Source organism: Pseudomonas sp. CFSAN084952, from assembly GCF_009648855.1.
In the GTDB taxonomy this organism is placed as follows: Bacteria; Pseudomonadota; Gammaproteobacteria; order Pseudomonadales; family Pseudomonadaceae; genus Aquipseudomonas; species Aquipseudomonas paracarnis.
This window is the reverse complement of sequence record NZ_CP045767.1, coordinates 2,543,166-2,562,458: the sequence shown is the minus strand read 5'-3', so window position 1 is coordinate 2,562,458 and position 19,293 is coordinate 2,543,166. Positions and strand designations below refer to the sequence as shown.

Sequence of the window (19,293 nt, the reverse complement as noted above, 5' to 3'; positions counted from 1 at the left end):
CTCGGTACCACACGCAGCGTCAGTGCCTAGCGGTCGGACTCAAACGGGCAAAAACTCTTCATTTTCACGCCTGAGCCGCTCTGCGTGAAGGGTTGAACGAGTTTGCACTGTTAATTGACGCCATCAAAATGACATCTTATCATCGCCACATTGGATGGCATAAAGCCATATAGAGGGATCTATACAGTGTGGCGTTTACCGCGTCGGACCAGGTTAAGCCTGCTGTCCGCTTTTTTTTGCCTGGGCACCTCCGGATGGGCGCAAGCGGCCACGCCGCAGAACGCCCCCGGCATCACCGACCTGATCCGTGACCGCCAGGACCGCCTGCTCGAAGAGCAGCAACGGCGCCTTGAGGAGCTCAAAGACTTGCCGGGTAAAGCCGCCGCGCCGGCAACCTCGGCAACACCTGTCGATACCCGCTGCTTCCCGATCAAAACCATCGAGCTGGGCGGCGCGGATGCGCTGACTGAAGGTGAGCGAGCTCATCTGATCAAGCCCTACCTCGGCCAATGTCTTGGTGTGCCGCAACTCAACGCGGTGCTCAAGGTGATCACCGACCGTTATCTGGCCAAAGGCCTGGTCACCAGTCGCGCGTATTTGCTGCAGCAAGACCTTTCCAGCGGCAATCTCAAGATCCAAGTGGTCGAAGGTAAGCTGGAGAGCCTCAAGGCTGCCGAAGGCAGCGGAATCACTGACCGTCAATTGACCATGAGCTTCCCCGGCAAGCAGGGCGAACTGCTCAATCTGCGCGAAATCGAGCAGATGGTCGATCAGTTGAACCGCTTGCCGTCGAACCAGGCGCAGATGGAATTGGCGCCGGGCAAGGCCGTGGGGGGCAGTGATGTACTGGTCAAAAACACCTCGCAAAAGCCCTGGCGTGTTGGCCTGTCGCGGCACAACGGCGGCCAGCGCAGCACCGGTGAGCAGCAGTGGGGCGCCAGCCTGGATTGGGACAATCCGTTGGGCCTGGCCGACCAGCTTTCGCTACGTGGCGGCCACGATGCCGTCAGCGATCACCAGAAAACCTCGCGCAATTCGATGCTCAGTTACAGCCTGCCGTTCGGTTGGTGGAACCTCTCGTACAGCTACATCGAAAGTGAGTACCGCTCCCAGGCCGAGGCCAACCACTTCAAGTTCAAGCAGACCGGCGACAGTCAGAATCACCAGTTGCGCCTGGAGCGGGTTATCCATCGTGATGCGTTGAGCAAAACATCTCTGAACACTGGCATCGCCTACCTTCGTACCAATAATTTCATTGAAGACAGCAAGCTTGCCTTGAGCAGCAACCGCCTCAGCGAAGCGCAAGTGGGTATCAACCATGGTCGGCGTATCGGCGGTTCATTCCTCAACATTGACCTTGGCATGCAAAACGGCATCGGCGCATTCGATGCCCAGGCCAATCACGATCCAAAGCCTGGGCAGCCGGATGCGCGCTACCGCAAGTACACCGCCACGGTGAGCTATCTGTATCCATTCAAACTGTGGGGTGAGTCCCTCAGTTTCAGCAGTGTGATGACCGGTCAGCACAGCGAAGACGTGTTGTTCAGCCCACAGCGCATGAGCCTCGGCGGGCAGTCGTCGATTCGTGGCTACAAAGACCAAATGCTTGCCGGCGACAGCGGCGGCTACTGGCGCAACGACCTGCGCTGGAGTCGGCCGGTGACTTGGGCCTGGATGCAGCCGGTGCTCACTGAATACGGCACCAGCCTGGGCTACGACCAGGGCGTCATCAGCCATGGCCGCTACAACGCCGAGCAGCATGGGCGCATGAGCAGCAACTCGGTGGAGTTGTTTGCGCGCGGCAAGAACGTCGCGGCCAGCGTGACCTTTGCACACTCTTTGGAACGACCGGAAGCGATCACGGACCGTGAAGCGCCGATCTATTTCCGTCTGGACTTTTTCCTTTAAATTTTTGACCGCCTTCGGGCTTCGAGACATGACATGGACGTTCGCCAGTACGCATTCCTCGCGCGCCAGCCTTCTGCTGCCGTAAAAAGCCGCGCCCATTTCCTGGGGCTGCCTAAACGTGGGTTGGCATTGATTCTGGCCAACGCCATGTTCTGGCACCCGTTGCTGGCCCAGGCAGACGGCATTGTGGTGAATGCTCCAGGTACTTCGCTCGGACAAGCGGGCAATGGCGTGCCCATCGTCAACATCGCCACGCCGAACGCCAACGGCCTCTCGCACAACCAATTTCATGACTACAACGTTGGCGCCAACGGGGTCATCCTCAATAACGCCACCGACCGTACCCAGTCCACCCAACTGGGCGGCATCATTGTCGGCAACCCCAACCTCCACGGCACCGCGGCCAATATCATTCTCAACGAAGTCAACGGCGGCAGCCCCAGCCAACTGCGCGGCTACACCGAAGTGGCCGGGCAGTCGGCCCATGTGATCGTTGCCAACCCGTATGGCATCAGCTGTAACGGTTGCGGCTTTATCAACACCCCGCAAGCGACGCTCACCACCGGTAAAGCCGTGATTGAAAACGGCCAGATCAATCGTTACCAAGTGGACCAGGGCAGTGTGGCTATCGAAGGCGCCGGCCTGAATGCCAGCAACGTCGACCAGTTCGAAATCATCACCCGCGCCGCCACCATCAACGCGCAGATCCAAGCGAAAAAACTCACCATCGTCGCCGGTCGTAACGACGTCGACGCTCGCACCCTGAATGCCACGGCGCGGGCAGCGGATGGCAGCCAGGCGCCGGATCTGGCGATTGACTCGTCGGCACTGGGCGGCATGTATGTGGGCGCAGTCAAGCTGGTGGGGACCGAGGCGGGTGTCGGCGTGAAGTTGTCGGGGGACATGGTCGCTGGCGGTGATATTCAGATTGATGCCGGTGGCCATGTGGTCATGGGCCAGACAACGGCGGCCGGCGCCATTGACGTGAAGGCCCGCAGCGTTGAAGCCCAGGGCGTGGTCGCGGCGGGCAGTGTGCTTGAGATGAAGACGCAAGGCGACCTGCTCAATCAAAAAAGCCTGGCTGCGCGTGATCGCGTGGCGCTGCAAAGCGGTGGGGTGTTGACCAACAACGGCGTCATCGAAGCGGGTGTCAACGCTGATCAGACGCGCAATGCTCAGGGCGATATCCACGTCACTGCCGCCCAGTTGAATAACAACGGCAAGACCGTCATCGCCAGTCGTGACCTAGCCGTGAATGTGGATGGCACTGTCGACAACCGCAGCGGCACCCTTAGCGCGCAGAACCAGCTCAAAGTGAGTGCCCAAACGCTAGATAACCAACAGCAAGGCCGCGTGTTGAGCGCCGCACGCCTTGAGCTCAATGCCGGGCAGTTGCTCAATACTGACGCAGGCCTGGTGGTGGGCGACCGAGGGCTCAGTGGCCGCATCGGGCAGTTGGTCAATCGCAAGGGCGAGCTCTCAAGCCTTGCTGACGTCACCTTGCAGGTCGACAGCCTGGACAACGTCGCCGGCCTGATATCTGCGGGCCAGGCGCTGCGCTTGAATGCCAGCGCGGCGGTGAACAATCAAAACGGTCGCCTGGTGGCCGGGCAGATGGTGCGGGTCAACGCGGGGCAACTGGACAATAGCCAGTCAGGCATCCTCACCAGCCAGGGCGAGCTGGGGCTGAATATCGCCGGCACGTTGGATAATCAGCAGCAGGGCCGCATCGAATCGGGGGCCGCTGCACAGGTCAATGCCGGGAACTTCGATAACCAACAACATGGCGTGCTCGCCAGTGGTGGCGCCCTTGAACTGGCGGCCGGCCCGGTCAATAACAGCCAAGGTGGATCAATCTACAGCGCCAAGGCTCTCAATGCCCGTGTCACCAGCCTCGACCAGCATGACCAAGGGCGCATTTACAGCAATAGCGACCTAACCCTGGACCTGAGCAACGGCCACCTCGACAACCACGATGCAGGTTTGATCAATGCCAGTGGCCAGCTGGCGCTGAATAATCTCAATAGCGTCGACAACCGCAGTGGCGAGATTTCCAGTGCCCGTGGGTTTAGCGTCGCGGCGAACAGCCTCGACAACCGCGCTGGCAAGCTGCTCAGTGATCAAGCCTTGGGCTTGCGTATCGCCCAGGCACTGAACAATGGTGCCGGTCAGATTGCAGCCAGCGGCCTGGATATTGACGTTGCCAGTTTGCTCAACGACCAACGCGGTCGAGTTCACAGCCGTGATCGGCTTAACGCCCGGGTGGGTGGTTTGCTCGCCAATCAAAGCGGAAGTTTCAGTGCCGATTCAGGCGCACAGTTGACCGTAGGTCACCTGGACAACAGCAATGGCGGCCAACTCTTCAGCCAAGGCGATTTGAGCCTGAACCTCAATCGGGGTCACCTCAACAACCAAGGCGGCTTGATCAACTCCCCAGGCCAGTTGTTGCTGACTCAACTGAACAGCGTCGATAACCAGGGCGGCGAAATCTCCAGCACCCAAGCCTTCGATCTGAATGCGGATCAACTCAATAACAGCGCCGGCAAGTTGCTCAGCGAGCAAGCCTTGAGCGTGCGCATTGCCCGCGCCCTGGACAATACCAAAGGTGGGTTAACCGCCAAGGCCCTGGAGGTACGTGCGGGCACACTGATTAACCAGGCCGGTCGACTCGCTGCGGTGGAGGGCCTCAACCTGCAAGTCGATGGCGAGCTGGATAACCGCAGCGCGAAGGTGCTAGGCAAGCACCTGGTGCTTGGGGTTGGGACGCTCAATAACGACCAGGGCCTGGTGCAGGGTGATGGAACGCTGGTGCTCCAAGCGGGTGGCGCGATCAGCAACCAGGCCGGCACATTGGCCGCCGGGCAAAGCGTGACAGTCAACAGCGCCAGCCTGGATAACCGTCAGGGCACCCTGACCAGCGATGCTTCGCTGACGGCGCGTATAGCCGCGAATATGCTCAACCAAGCGGGGCTGGTGAGCGCCGGCACTGACTTGCAGGTGAACGTTGCTGACTTGAACAACTCGCTCAACGGTCGTATTGCCGCTCAGCAGGTACAGATCAGTGCACAAGGCATCGATAACCGCGCGGGCGGTAGCCTGTACGCCAAACACCAACTGGGCGTCGATGTTGGCGGTCAGTTGAACAACGCCCAAGGCACGCTGCGCAGCGATGCTCGCCTGACCATCAATGCCGGTGGTTTAACCAACGATGACGCAACGCTATCGAGTGCTGGCGAGCTGAAGATTGCAACGGGCAACCTGAGCAACCAAGGCGGAGAACTGCGCAGTGCCACTCAGTTGGGGATGACCGTTACTGCACTGGACAACAGCCGTAACGGGCATGTCGCAAGCCAAGCCGATGCAAGCCTGGATATGCAAGGTGGTTACCTAAACAATAACAGTGGTTTGATCAACGCGCCGGGGCAATTGCTGCTCAAGCAACTGGGCAGCGTCGATAACCAGGGCGGTGAAATTTCCAGCGCCCACGCCTTTGAGCTGGCGGCAACCGCCTTGAACACAGCGGACGGCAAGTTACTCAGCCAACAAGCCTTGACCCTGCGAATCGCCCAGGCACTGGATAACACCCGTGGCCTGATTTCCGCGGCAGCCTTGCAGGTCAGCAGCGCCAGCCTGGACAACCAGGGCGGCAAACTGAGTGCCGTTTCCGACCTGAACCTCGGCGTAGAAGGTGTGCTGGACAATCGCAACGGTGAATTGCTGGGTCAGCACTCGACAGTCGAAGTGGCTGCGCTGAACAACAGTCAAGGGCGCATCCAGGGCGATAACCGCTTGATCTTGACCAGCCACGGCGCGGTCAACAATGACAAAGGCACGCTAGCTGCCGGTCAGATGCTGACGGTCAATGCTGCCAGCCTGGACAACCAGTCCAAGGGCCGTCTGACCAGCAAGGGTGAGGCGCACCTTGTGGTGGGTAGCGTGGATAACCGAGGTGGCAGCATCACGTCGGTCGGGCAGTTGCAAGTCAAGGGGGACGAGCTGGACAACCGTCAGGCCGGGTTGCTCAATTCGGGTAAAGCCATGAACCTGTCCATCGGCAAGCTGGACAACCGAGGGGGTGAAGTTTCCAGCGTTACCGAACTGACGATGATGGGCCGTGAGCTGGACAACAGCAATGCCGGTCGCGTACTGGCCAATAGTACGCTCCAGCTGACGCTCGCCAGGCTGAACAACCAGCTCAAGGGCCTGATTTCTGCGCAGCAGGATGTCAACCTCAAGGCAACCAGCCTGGATAACAGCGCCCAAGGCAGTGTCTACGCCAAACGCAACCTGGACGTGACCCTGGCCGGGCAGGCTGACAACAGCCAAGGCGTCATGCGCAGCGACGCCGCCTTGCAACTGCGCAGCGCCAGCTTTGGCAACAACGGCGGGCGTATCAGCAGCGGCGGGGCGTTACTGTTGAGCGCCGCCAATGCCCTTGCCAATCAGAACGGCGAGGTGCTCAGCGCTGATACGGCGACGGTAAATGCAGGCAGTGTCGACAACAGCCAAGGGCGCATTGTGGCTGACGGTGCGCTGCAACTGACCACAGGTGTATTGCTTAACCAACATCAAGGCCGTGTCACCAGCGCTGATCGCCTCAACCTGACAGCGACCGACGTAGACAACCGCTTCGAGGGCCGTATCGCCAGTGGCCAGGCGCTCAACGCCAGCCTCAGCAGCCTTGACCAGCGCGGAGCCGGTGAGTTTTACAGCAACAGCGAACTGACCCTGGACATGAACCAGGGGCACTTGAATAACGCCGATGGCTTTATCAATGCGCCAGGGCAGTTGTTGCTCAAAAACCTCAAACGCGTCGACAACCGTAACGGTGAAATTTCCAGCGCCAAGGCCTTTGCCTTGCGTGCCGACACCCTGGACAACAGCGGCGGCAACTTACTCAGCGACCAAGGCTTGACCCTCAAAATCGAACAGGCGTTGCTTAACGTCAAAGGGCTGATTTCAGCCGCCGGTGTCGAGCTGGGTGCCTCGCGCCTGGACAACCGTGAAGGCAAGGTCAGCAGCGCTCTGGATGCGCGCCTGGTGGTCAATGAGGACCTGCTTAACGACCAGGGCGAAATCGTCAGCGCAGGCCACACGCAGCTGAAGGCGGCCAGTTTGGATAACACTGCCGGGCAGGTGCTCGGTGATGTCAGCCTGGATGTGAAGGTCAAGGGCGCGCTGAATAATCAGGCCGGCACGCTCGGGGCCGGCACCTCGTTGAACGTGCAGGCCGCCAGTCTGGATAACCGCCAGGCCGGGAAACTGGGCAGCGACGGCCAACTCAAGGCCACGATTGATGGGTTACTGGACAATCAGGCCAAAGGGCAAGTGTTGGCCAAAGGCGCGATGGAACTGCGTGCCGGTCGTCTGGATAACCGCGAAGGGCGGCTGACCGGGCAGGACCTGTTGACGCTGCACAGCGCCAACGTCGACAACCGTGGTGGTGTGATCCTTGCCCAGAAGGACCTTCAGCTCAATGTGGGTGAGTTGGACAATCAGCAAGGTTCGCTCAGCAGCAAAGCGGCCCTGAGCTTCTCCGGACAACAATTGCGTAATCAGAAGGGGCTGGTGAGTGCAGCAGGGCCCCTGCGACTGACTGCCGATAATGTGCAAAACGCGGCTGGCCGAATCGCCAGCCAGGCGGATCTACAGGCAACTATCGGTGTACTGGCCCAACAGGGCGGTGAACTGGTTGCCCAGGACGAGCTGAGCTTGAGCGGGGCCTCCCTGGACAATCGCGATGGCGGCCTGGTAGGCGCCACAAAAGCGCTGAAACTGACGGTCGACGCCATTGATAACCGTGCGGGCGAGATTTCCAGCCAGAGCAGCATCGACTTCAAGGCGCAGCACCTGGATAACAGCGCGGGCAAACTGATCGCCGGTACCGCATTGGAACTGGCCGTGGCCCATGTGATCAACCAGGCCCAAGGGATGATTTTCGCCCGGGACAACCGCTTCAACGGCGCGCGCCTGGATAACGGCCAAGGCACTTTCGCGGGCCAGCAATCGCTGAGCATGTCGCTGGTCGCCATTCCCGGCACTGAACTGGATGGTCGGCTGGATAACCAGCTGGGCAAAATCAGCAGCGAAGGTACCCTGCAGGTGAGCAGCGCGACGCTCAACAACGACGCGGGTGCCGTCTCTTCGGCGGGTGCGCTCACACTTGCTGCCAGCGGTGCTATCACCAACCAGGGCGGCGTCATGGAGACCGATGCCGCCCTGACGCTCACCAGCGCGAGCCTGGACAACGGCCCCAAAGGCCTGCTCAACAGCCGTGGCGCGCTGACCCTGGCCACCGGCACGCTGAACAACACTGGCCGTATCACCAGCGCTGATCGCCTGGACCTGGCAGCCACCCAGGTGGCCAACAGCGGACGTATCGCCAGCAGTAAAAATCTTACCGCCGCGATCACCGGCCTGAATCAACAGGGCGGTGAACTGTTCAGCAACACCCAGCTCGACCTGGACCTGAACCACGGCCAACTGAGCAACGTGGGTGGCCTGATCAATAGTCCGCTGCTGATGTTGAAAAACCTGGCTGATATCAATAACCAGCGCGGCGAAATTTCCAGCCAGCAAGCCTTCGTGCTGGCGGCTCGCAACCTGGATAACGGCGGTGGCAAGCTGATCAGTAACCAGGGCCTGATCCTGCAGATTCAAGACGCTTTGGGCAACGCCAAAGGTGCGATCAGCGCAGCCGCCCTCAACGCCAACAGTGCTCGCTTGGACAACACTGATGGTTTGCTCAACAGTCGTGGCGTCATGGACGTTTCTGCCACACAGGCACTTGATAACCAGCGCGGAACGCTGATTGCCGACGGCGCCATGCGGCTGTCTTCCGCTCGACTCGACAACCGTGACGGTGATGTATCGGGCAAAGCCTTGGTGACGGTTGATATCGATCAGGTCGATAACCGCGGCGGTCAACTCATCAGCACCACAGCCGTGGATGTGCGTGGTGCGGTCCTGGACAACCGCAAAGGCCTGGTTGGCGCCGATAAGGCGGTGAAACTGCTGGTCGATCGGGTCGACAACCGTGGTGGCGAACTATCGACCAACGCCGACCTGACCGTTACAGGGCACACCTTGGATAACAGCGATGCGGGTCGTGTGCTGGCCGGGCAATCCTTGAACCTTACGCTCACCCAGCTGCTTAATCGCAACCAAGGCCAGCTCAACACTCAGCGGCTGATGCTGAGCGCTCAGGACCTGGACAACAGCAACGGCAAACTGCTCGCCCAGCAGCTTCTGCAACTTGAGCTGAAAGGGGAGCTGAATAACACTCAAGGCGTGCTCAACAGTGAAGGGCGCCTGAGCGTCGATGCGGCGAGCGTAGTCAACCGTCAGGGGCGGATTTCCAGCGCCGACGCGTTGGTGCTGGGTTCGCAGGGGGCTCTGGACAACGAGGGCGGTGAGCTCGTGACTGACAGCACGCTGCAACTGCGCAGCGCTAGCCTGGGGAACCAGAAGGGCGTGCTCAGTGGCAAAGGGGCGGTCAGTGTAACCACTGGCGCGCTGGATAACACTGGGGGCCGTCTCACCAGTGGCGACACCTTGGAGCTGAAGGCTGGGCTACTGAACAACAGCGCCGGCAACATCGGCAGTGCCCAGGTCCTGACGGCCAGCGTCGATGGGCTTGATCAACAAGGTGGCAAGCTGTTCAGCAACGCGGGCCTGACCCTGGACCTGAACAATGGCCAGCTCAACAACCAGCAGGGCCTCATCAACGCGACCGGGCCGCTGGTGCTCAACCATCTCAATGGTGTGAACAACCAGGCCGGTGAAATCTCCAGTGGCCAGGCCTTCAATATCGTGGCGCGCAACCTGAATAACAGCGGTGGTCGCCTGCTCAGCAACCAGGGCCTGACACTGCGTATCGACCAGGTACTCACTAACATCAAGGGTTTGGTTGCAGGTGCAAGCCTGAGTGCGCAAGCGGCCGTGGTCGATAACAGCGGCGGTACGCTCACCAGCCGTGGTGGCCTTGAATTGACCAGCACTGGGCTGCTGAGCAACGGGCAACAAGGTTTGATCAACGCCGCGCAGGCATTGACAGTCAACGCGGGCAACTTCAATAACCAGGGCGGGAGCCTGCTGGGTACCAGCGCGCTGACGCTCAATGCGTTGGCCGTGGACAACAGCGCCAAAGGCCTGATCAACAGCCAGGGCAGCCTGGAACTCAATGCCCTGAGTTTAGACGCCAGTGACGCCGGCGAGGTATCGGCCAAGGGTGATATGGACCTCACGCTCACGTCCATGGCCTTGCGTGGCGGCAGGTTGATAGGTGAGCAGCGCCTGAGCGTCGACTTGGCAAACGGTGATCTGGATAACCGCAAGGGCCTGATCTTTGCCAAAGGCCCGTTGACCTTAAAACGCCTACGCGACCTGCAAAACCAGGGCGGCGAACTGTCCAGCCAAAATGCACTTAGCTTGACGGGGCGCAGCCTGGACAACAGCGCCGGCACGCTTATCAGCCAACAGTTACTCACGCTCAATGCAGGCGACGTGGTTAACCGCGGCGGCCTGATATCGGGTTGGCAGGGCCTCAACCTGATCGGCACTCACTTGAATAACCGTGACAAAGGCACGCTGTCCAGTCGCAACGGCGACCTTGACGTGCGCCTCAGTGGCAGCTTGCTCAACAGTGGCGAAGGGGCGTTGGCCAGCCAAGGGCAGTTGAGTGTCAGCGCCGCGAGCCTGGATAACAGCAACAAAGGTGTTATCTCCAGCGGCGCGCAGCAGACCTTGAACGTAATTGGCGCATTGAACAACACCCAAGGTGGGTTGATCGACAGCGGCTCGACGCTGGATCTGAGCGCGGCCGACCTCGACAACAGTGCCGGTAATATCACGGCCCTGCGCAACCTGAACTTCCTGGGTGGCAACTTGCTCAACACCGGTGGCTCGCTGATGGGTAACGACCATCTGGTGCTCAACCTGCAAGGCAACCTTGGCAACGTCAACGGCAAGATCGCAGGCACTGGGTCGTTGGTACTCCAGCGCGCCATCGAGGTGGATAACCGAGGCGGCCAACTGGCCAGCCAGGGACGCCTGTCATTGGCCATGGGCGGCCTGAACAACAGCCAAGGCGGCACCGTCGCGGCCAAAGGTCCGCTGGCCATTGATGCCAGCGCCATCGTTCAAAACAACGCTGACGGTTTGATCTACAGCCAGGACGGCGACCTGCGCATCAACGCCTTTGGCCTGACGAACGCGCAGGGCAAGTTGCAGGGGCAGAACGGCCTGCGTGTCGAGGTCAATGGCCATCTCGACAACCAAGGCGGCAATATCATCAGCCAGACCGGTGACGTGCACCTCAAGGCCGGGAACCTCGACAACCGTAGCGGTGTGCTCGCCAGTCTCAAGGGCGCCATTGAAGCCGGTGTGGTGGGAGTGCTTCGCAATGGCCATGACCTCAATGGCAGCCCCAAGGGCGGCTTGATTCAAGGCCAGCGCCTTCTACTCAATGCCGGTCAATTCGATAATCAGGGCGGCTATCTCGGCGCGCAAACCAGCGATGCATGGCTGACGGTTGCCACCCTCAATAACCAGCAGGGCGCGTTGTATGCCAAGGGCCTGATGCGCATCAATGGCAGCGCCCTGGAAAACAGCGCCGGCCAGATTGCCGGTGACCAGATCGCGCTTGGCCTCGATGGTCAACTGACCAACCACAACGGCCTGATCGAAAGCACCAACAACCTGACCGTGGCCGCCAACGCCATCGATAACCAGGGCGGCAAGTTGCGCGCCCTGGGACGCGCCGGCAAGACAGAGTTCCAGATCGGCAGCGTGTTCGACAACCGTAACGGCGCCGTGGAAACCGCCAACCAGGACCTGACCCTGGCGGCCGCCAGCTTCCAGAACAACGGCGGCCAATTGCTGCATGTGGGTGAGGGCACATTCGACATCTCGTTGCCCAACGTAACCGGCGCGGGCGGCACTGTTGTAACTCGTGGTGGCCTGACTCTGAACGCGGATACCTGGACCAACACCAGTGTCATTCAGGCAGGGCGATTGAACGTCAACGTCAATCACTTTACCCAGACGGAAACCGGGCAGTTGCTGGCTTCGACGCACCTGGAAGGTAAGGGTGGCAGTTGGGTGAATAACGGGTTGATTGCCAGTGATGGCACGCTCAGCCTGGGGCTAACGGGGACCTACGGCGGCAGTGGGCGTATCAGCAGCGTAGATACCCTGAACGTCGGCGCCGCTTCGTTAAACCTTGATGCTGCTTCAAGTATTACGGGGGGCCGGGGGGCTACCATCAGCGTCGCAGGCCAAATGACTAACTCGGGCCGTATCAGCGCCATGGGCAATTTGGCGATCAGTGCTGGAGCGCTGACTAACGCGGGCACTCTTGGCAGCAGTGAGGGCATGCTGATTGACACGCAGACCTTGCTCAACGAGCGCGGCGCGATCATCAGCGGTGGTGACATGTCGCTGCTGGCCGAGAGTTTTACCAATAAAAACGCGGATGTTTACAGCCTGGGCAAACTCTTTGTCGCCCGGGATATACAGGGCAATTGGGCGGGCACCCTGAACAATATTTCGGCCAACCTGGAAAGCGCGGGCGATATGACGCTCCATGTGGGCGCGATAGAAAACAAAAAAGAATTCTTCAATGTTTCATCGACATTGGTTTCCGGCGCTATCGGGATGAGAGGCACGTCGGCACGGGCCGGGCACATGGTGCTGATGGAAGAATATGAGTCCAAGGTGGATGCGGAGTCGGTGTCCGCAAGCATCTCGTCCGGCAGGAACCTGGATGTTCAGGGACGTAGCCTGTTGAACTCTGCCTCGGTTATTTCGGCCACCGGCAATATCAGTGCTGCGCTGGAAAACTTCAGTAACGTTGGCGCCACATTAGGAAAGTATTCGGTTCTCAAGTCTTTCGACCTTCCTAACCTCAAGGAAGACAAGAATATCTCCCGTTTCTGGCGTTCGATCATGGATTACAACGCTGCGAATGATCCGTCCTATACGCTTCAAGGCTCCGGTTCGAGACGCGCGGGAACCCTGCATTTCTGGGATCAAAACTGGAACGAGTCGATGGTGACGCCCTACACAAGAATGGGGGGGACGGCTCAGCGACAAACCAACCTGACGTTTGGTTGGAAAACGTACACGACCTTCAATGTCAATTTCCAAGCCCTGTTTCCTGCGCCAGCCTACAACGCGGGCACCAGGTCGGCATTACCGGCCACTCTGAGTGGAGTCAATTTCTACGATCAGCGGATGATCTCCAAGCCCGGCAGTGCAGGCACTGCCCAAGCCATCGTTCAGGCTGGCGGTGCGGTTCAAATCAATGCCAGCAAGAATCTGGTCAACAGTGTCATCCAAGAGGGCCAGCCGATATCGTCAGGTTCCGGACGTGGGTTTGATGCCACTCGTCCAGTCAATAATGCTGTTGTTGCAATCGACTTGAATGCGCAGCTGCCACCGGACTTGGCCCAACAACAAGTCAACCCCTTGACGCTACGCGGGTTCACCTTGCCCACGGGCACTCACGGACTGTTCCGCCTCAGTAGCCGGGCGGGTGAGGATGCCCAGGCCACCCAAGCCACCAGTGGCCCACAAAGCTGGACCATGGGCGGTGCGACCCTCGGCCTGGCTCAACGCCAGGATGCACAACCGGCGCTTGAAACGCGCACCTTCGATTTCAAAAGCGTCACTCAACAGGGCGCAGCTACGCGTCAGGTGGACTCCACTGCACGTCAGGTCAGTGGTGTCACCGCCACCACCAGAACACTTAACGTTGCCGGGGCCGGCGATGTGGCCAACGGCAGTGGCTGGACGCCCAGCCAGATCACCCCAGGTGAAATCGCCCGGGGCGACGGTATCAACGCCCAAGATCCGTCCAGCGGTTCAACGCCGCCAGTGGCGAAGGTCACAGGGCCTGCGGATCAGCCAGACCTGGCGCTGACCCAAAGGGACACCCACGTTCAGGTCGCCACACCGGGCGAGCCCGCTCGGCCGACGTTGAACATCCCTGGCGTGACGCCGGTTATGCCAGGCGTGCAGCCGGTGGTGAACACACCCGTCGCACAAGGTGCGGGCAGCAGCCCAACCCAGGTCGCGGAGGTGATTGCCCAGCCGGTCAATGCGCTGGCGCAAACCACTCCGGTCGCCAGCCAGACCATCAACCGCGTGCAAGGCTTCACGCCTACCGCGCCAAAGTCGCAACCACATAAATACCTGATCGAAACCAACCCGGTGCTCACCGACCTCAAGCAGTTCATGAGCTCCGACTACTTGCTCGCAGGGCTGGGTTACAACCCGGACGAAAGTGCCAAGCGCCTGGGCGACGGGCTCTATGAACAACGCTTGATCCAGCAGGCCGTGCAAGCACGCACAGGGCAGCGTTTTATCGACGGCCAGAACACCGACGAAAAGCTGTTCAAGTACCTGATGGACAATGCGATCCAGAGCAAGCAGCAACTGAACCTGGCAGTGGGCGTTACCTTGACCTCGCAACAGGTCGCGGCGCTGACCCATGACATCGTCTGGCTCGAACAGCACGAAGTGAACGGTGAAAAGGTGCTGGTGCCGGTGCTGTACATGGCCCAGGCCGACAATCGTCTTGCACCCAATGGCGCATTGATCGCAGGCAACGACCTTAACCTGATCGCCGGCGAAAACCTGGAGAACGCCGGGACCCTGCGTGCCACCAACAACCTGTCCGCCAAAGCGGGCAATGACCTGATCAACAGCGGCTTGATCGAAGCCGGCAACCGCCTCGACCTGCTGGCGGGTAACAACATCGTCAACAAGTCCGGCGGCATCATCGCCGGACGCGATGTCACGCTGACGGCGATCAAGGGTGATGTGATCAACGACCGTGCAGTAACCCGTACCGGCAACGGTACCGCTGAGCGCCGCGACTATCTCGACAGTGCGTCACGCATCGAGGCAGCTAATGACCTGACGATGAATGCAGGTCGTGACATCGCCAATACCGGTGGCGTACTGCAAAGCGGACGTGACACCACATTGGTCGCTGGCCGCGATGTGCACATCGATGCCGTTGAGCAACGCAATGGCTTGGATCTGGGCAGCCGCCTGCGCACCGAAACCGTGACGCAAAACGGTGCCAGCGTGGAGGCAGGCCGTGACCTCAAGGTATCGGCAGGGCGTGACTTCAGCGCCATTGCCAGCCGCATCGACGCCAAGCGTGACTTGAGCATTACGACCACCGAAAACCTGAGCATTTCGTCGGCCGCCGACGAACAGCATTCCTCCAGCAAGTCCAAGAAGGTCACCCAGTCCAAGGACCACATCAGCCAGGTTTCCAGCGTGCTGACGGCCGGCGGCGATGTGTCGCTCAATGCCGGTAAAGACCTGGAACTCACCGCCAGCCGGATTGCCGGGGGCGGCAACGTGACCCTCGATGCACAGCGCGATGTGAGCATCCTGTCGGCACTGGACGAAGACGCTTCGTTCTACTCGAAAAAGAGCAAGGGCTCATTCGGTCGTAGCAAAAGCCAACAGCGGGAGAGTTACGACAGCACCAACGTGGCCTCGGTCGTTGAAGCCGGTAAAGACCTGACCATCAATACCACCAAGAAGCCTGATGGCGGGATGAGCATCGACGGCGGGCGTGACGTCACCGTGATCGGCAGCCAGTTGAAGGCTGGTGGGGACATGTTGCTGGGGTCCACGGGGGACGTCGCGGTGTTGTCGGGTGTCGAGGAACATGGCTCCTACAGCAAGAAGACCAAGTCTGGATTCCTGGGGCTGTCCAAAAGCGGCAAGAGCCAGTTGAAGACCACTGCCAGCCAAGTGGGCAGTGAGTTGGAGGCGGGCAATGATGTTGTGGTGGCGGCGGGTAATGATGTACGGGTGCGGGCCAGTGAGATCAGTGCAGAAAATGATGTCGAGTTGAGGTCTGGACTGGTCAAGGAAACGGGCGATATCAACCTCGTCTCTGCTAACGACACCGCCTATAGCCGTAGTGAAAAATACGAGAAGAAAACCGGCTCGATCTCGGGTGGGTTTATTGCGATCTCCTCGGCCAAAAAAGCTGGCCAGGAAGCCCAAAGTAGCACCAGCGTGGGGAGCCAGGTGTCCGCGGATCGTGATGCGAACTTGCACGCCGAGCGAGATATTAACTTGGTGGGCAGTGGGGTCAGCGCCGGGCGTGATGTCAGTCTCAATGCGGGGCGCGATGTCAATGTACTTGCGGCCCAAAGCAGTACCAGTGAGCGCGATTGGCAAAAAAGCAAACAGACCGGTATTGGCGTATCGAGTGACGCCAATGGTGTGACCTTGTTTGTGGGCGCTGATAAAAGTGCAGAGAAAAATAGACTTGAGCAGCAAACAGCAGCCGCCAGCCAGATCAATGCAGGGCAAGATTTGGCGATCAATGCCAAGCGCGATATCAACCAGCGTGGGTCGGATATATCGGCTGCCAATGATGCTGAGCTGACGGCCGGGCGGGATATCAACATCGATGCGGCGCGTGAGCGTTTGCTGATGGAGCAGCAGCGGGAGACGGAGCGTAACGGGTTGAGTGTGGCTATCAACCACAACTATGGCAACACCAAGGATGCGGTGAGCGGGGCCGGGAAGGGAGAGGACAACATCAGCAAGGGCTCCAGTACGCTGAAAGGTGTTGATGCAGTCGGCCAATTCCTTGCTGGTCCTACTGGGGACGTAAAATTCGGCAATAGCAAGCACAGCACCAGCACGCAGCTGATTGAAGAGACCAATCGCTCATCGACCCTGAAGGCCGGTAAAGATCTCAACTTGGTCGCCGGGAATGATGTGGCCATCAGCGGCGGCCAGTTGAATGCCAGCCGTGATATCAACATCAAAGGTCGGGATGTTTCGCTTGATGTAGCGAAGGGCAGCATTAACCAAAATGACAGTGAGAGTCAGAGCTGGGGTGGCATCCATGGCGGTACCAGTGGTGGCATAAAGTTAGGCGTAGGTGGGAGCCATGGCGTTGCTAGTGAGAAGGGTCGTAACGGTACTTCTACCGTCACGACAGCTCAGGCCGGGCGCGATATTAACCTGAACGCGAGCAATGACCTGAGCCTGGTAGGTACGCAAGCCAAGGCTGGTCGCGACATCGATCTCAAGGCAGGAAACGACTTGAGCATCCGTGCTGCGCAGAACGACAGTTCAAGCGACAGTAATAGAAACAGTGGTGGTGGCGAAGTCGGGTTTACCTTTGGTAATGAGGGGGTCGGCGTTTATGCCAGCGTCAGCATGGGCAAAGGGAACCTGGACCGGGAAGGGCAGCGTCAACAGGATGCCTATCTCTATGCTGCAGATCGTTTGGGCTTCGAGAGCGGCCGCGATACCCAGGTCGCAGGTGCCGACTTACGGGGAGATAAAGTCATTGGCCGGGTCGGCGGTGACCTGAATGTTTCTTCTGTCCCAGACACCGGCAAAGTCAAAGGCAAAGAATTTGATGTAAGTGTCACCGTCACCATCGGGCCGGGCGCCGGTGTCAGCGGTTCGGTTGGTTACGGTCAGACCTCTGGAAAAACCAATTGGGTCGAAGACCAGACGCGGATCACCGCCAGCGACAAGCTGGATATCCGTACGGAGAAGCACACACAACTCGATGGCGCTTTAATCGCTTCGGACAATGGCAACTTGAAACTGGACACCGGCACGCTGGGGTTCAGAGACATCTCTGGAGAAGATAAAGAGCACGGGTATTACTTGAACGTCGGTGGCACCTATAAAAACGGTGAAAGCACTACCCAGGATCCGAGCCAGGTCGGTAAAGGCAAGACGGGGCAGACGGGGTGGAGTGTTACTGGCTGGAAGTACGATAAGGACCGCGAGCAATCAGTCCGCGCGACAGTGGGCGCGGGTGAGATCGTTGTGCGGGATGTGGGCGATGCTACATCTGCAGTGACGGGGCTCAATCGCGATGTTGATAAGGCTTACGAAGTTACCAAGGACCAGGAAAAACGTACGGATCTGTATGTAACTGACTCTTCGTTGAAAGCGGTGACATCCCCAAAGGCAACATTAGAACAATGGAAAACCGACGCCGCCAAGTTAGGTGACAGAACCGAAGAGACGATTTTCCAGATGGTGGACCTGCTCGGCGCTGGTTCGGAGATTGCGCAAGGCACAAACCCTGATTGGGTTGGCCGCATGATGGAAGGCAAGGCTGCTTTTAGGCAGCTAGGTAGTCGCCACGTAGACGAACGGTCCGCTATCGTCAACCGAGTGCTTGGCAATATCACAAATAACGACCACTCTCCTGAAACTCAAGCACTGGCAGATAAGATCACTCAGATAGCAGGAGACGACCCGCAAAAAGCTCAGCAAGTGTTGACGTTGCTAACGAGCTTGAATAAAAGCGGTCATGGAGAAAATAACTTCTTACCGGCGATACCTCTCGCTATGGCGGGCATCACAGCCATAGGAGGCGCGTTAGTTGCAGCTAACCCAACCACTCAGGAAAACTTGCGTATTGCGGCAAACTCCATGGTTGAGGCAGCAGCCAAAACTGGAGAGAATGCTGCGCAAAGCATGAAAAGCAGCATACTGATCTGGGATGTGATTGTCGGTACGGCATTCCCGATCCACCTGCTTGATCCTAGCAATCGCAGTCTGGTCAATCCGATCCTGACTGACATCGCCGTGCATCCGAGCAGTGGCGGATTTGGTGATGGCAGTGTGGTTGCTCCGACGGTTCATACCGGTGGGACGCCGCTGGACGGGCGACAGGATGATGGCAAGTATGTGACGCCGGAGCATCGACTTGATCCGGGAAACATGTACAGTGAGGAGAACGGTGCAAAAGGTAATAGCGTTGCTGAGTCATTAACTAGCGTTACCCAGAAGCAGCTCGATAAAAAATTCAAGCATGCTTCTGATTTTGGTGTGGTGACTACAAAGAAAAATCCTGAAACTCTTGCTCAGTATGAGTCTGCAATCAAAACTCACATGGGGTCCCCTTCTACGACTCAGCAAGGCACATACGGATTTGTAAAAGACTCCAAAGTGTTCTTTAATTCGACTACCAACAACGCTGTTGTGCTCGATGCGTCAGGAAATTTTGTGACGGGCTTTAAGCTCTCACCGGGAACTCAGCAGTTTGAAAACTTTATTAAAAATGGAGTTCTGCGATGAGTCTTACTATCTTGGAATTTGCAAGATCGTATGTAGCGGGAAGGCTGAAAGCCGAAATTTTTTCTGAAGCGTATATTGAGCTTTGGAAAATTGAGCGGGATAGCAATGTCCTTCAGCTTGATGAGCCTTCGTTGAGCGAGTGCTTGTCCAGTATCTTTTGTGCTGCGGATATGTACGAACCAAAAGAATCAAGGGAAGAGTATGAATTTGACGATGAAAGACTTAGAGTTGAAGTCGCAAGCTTGCTGCAAAAAATAGTCGCTGATTAGTTGGTGCAAAAGCAAC

General features: G+C 58.7%; 3 protein-coding genes. All 3 read left to right on the top strand.

Annotated features, from left to right (window positions below):
• Window positions 1–186 precede the first annotated feature (186 nt).
• Genes GH769_RS11495 through GH769_RS11485 form a run of 3 tightly spaced genes read left to right on the top strand, consistent with a single transcriptional unit; the run spans window position 187 to window position 19,277 of the window.
• Entirely contained in the window at window positions 187–1,908 is a 1,722-nt protein-coding gene (locus GH769_RS11495; protein WP_032902391.1) for a ShlB/FhaC/HecB family hemolysin secretion/activation protein, read from the top strand.
• A 33-nt stretch (window positions 1,909–1,941) separates the two neighbouring features.
• Entirely contained in the window at window positions 1,942–19,008 is a 17,067-nt protein-coding gene (locus GH769_RS11490; protein ID WP_081036815.1) for a hemagglutinin repeat-containing protein, read from the top strand.
• Window positions 19,005–19,277: a colicin immunity domain-containing protein gene (locus tag GH769_RS11485; RefSeq protein ID WP_032902389.1), complete on the top strand. Its 273-nt coding sequence runs from the start codon at window positions 19,005–19,007 to the stop codon at window positions 19,275–19,277. Before GH769_RS11490 ends, GH769_RS11485 begins: the two co-directional genes overlap by 4 nt.
• Window positions 19,278–19,293 lie beyond the last annotated feature (16 nt).

Coding starts and splice junctions, on each gene's coding strand:
- GH769_RS11490 (WP_081036815.1), top strand. CDS start 1,942: ATGGACGTTCGCCAGTACGCATTCCTCGCGCGCCAGCCTTCTGCTGCC.
- GH769_RS11485 (WP_032902389.1), top strand. CDS start 19,005: ATGAGTCTTACTATCTTGGAATTTGCAAGATCGTATGTAGCGGGAAGG.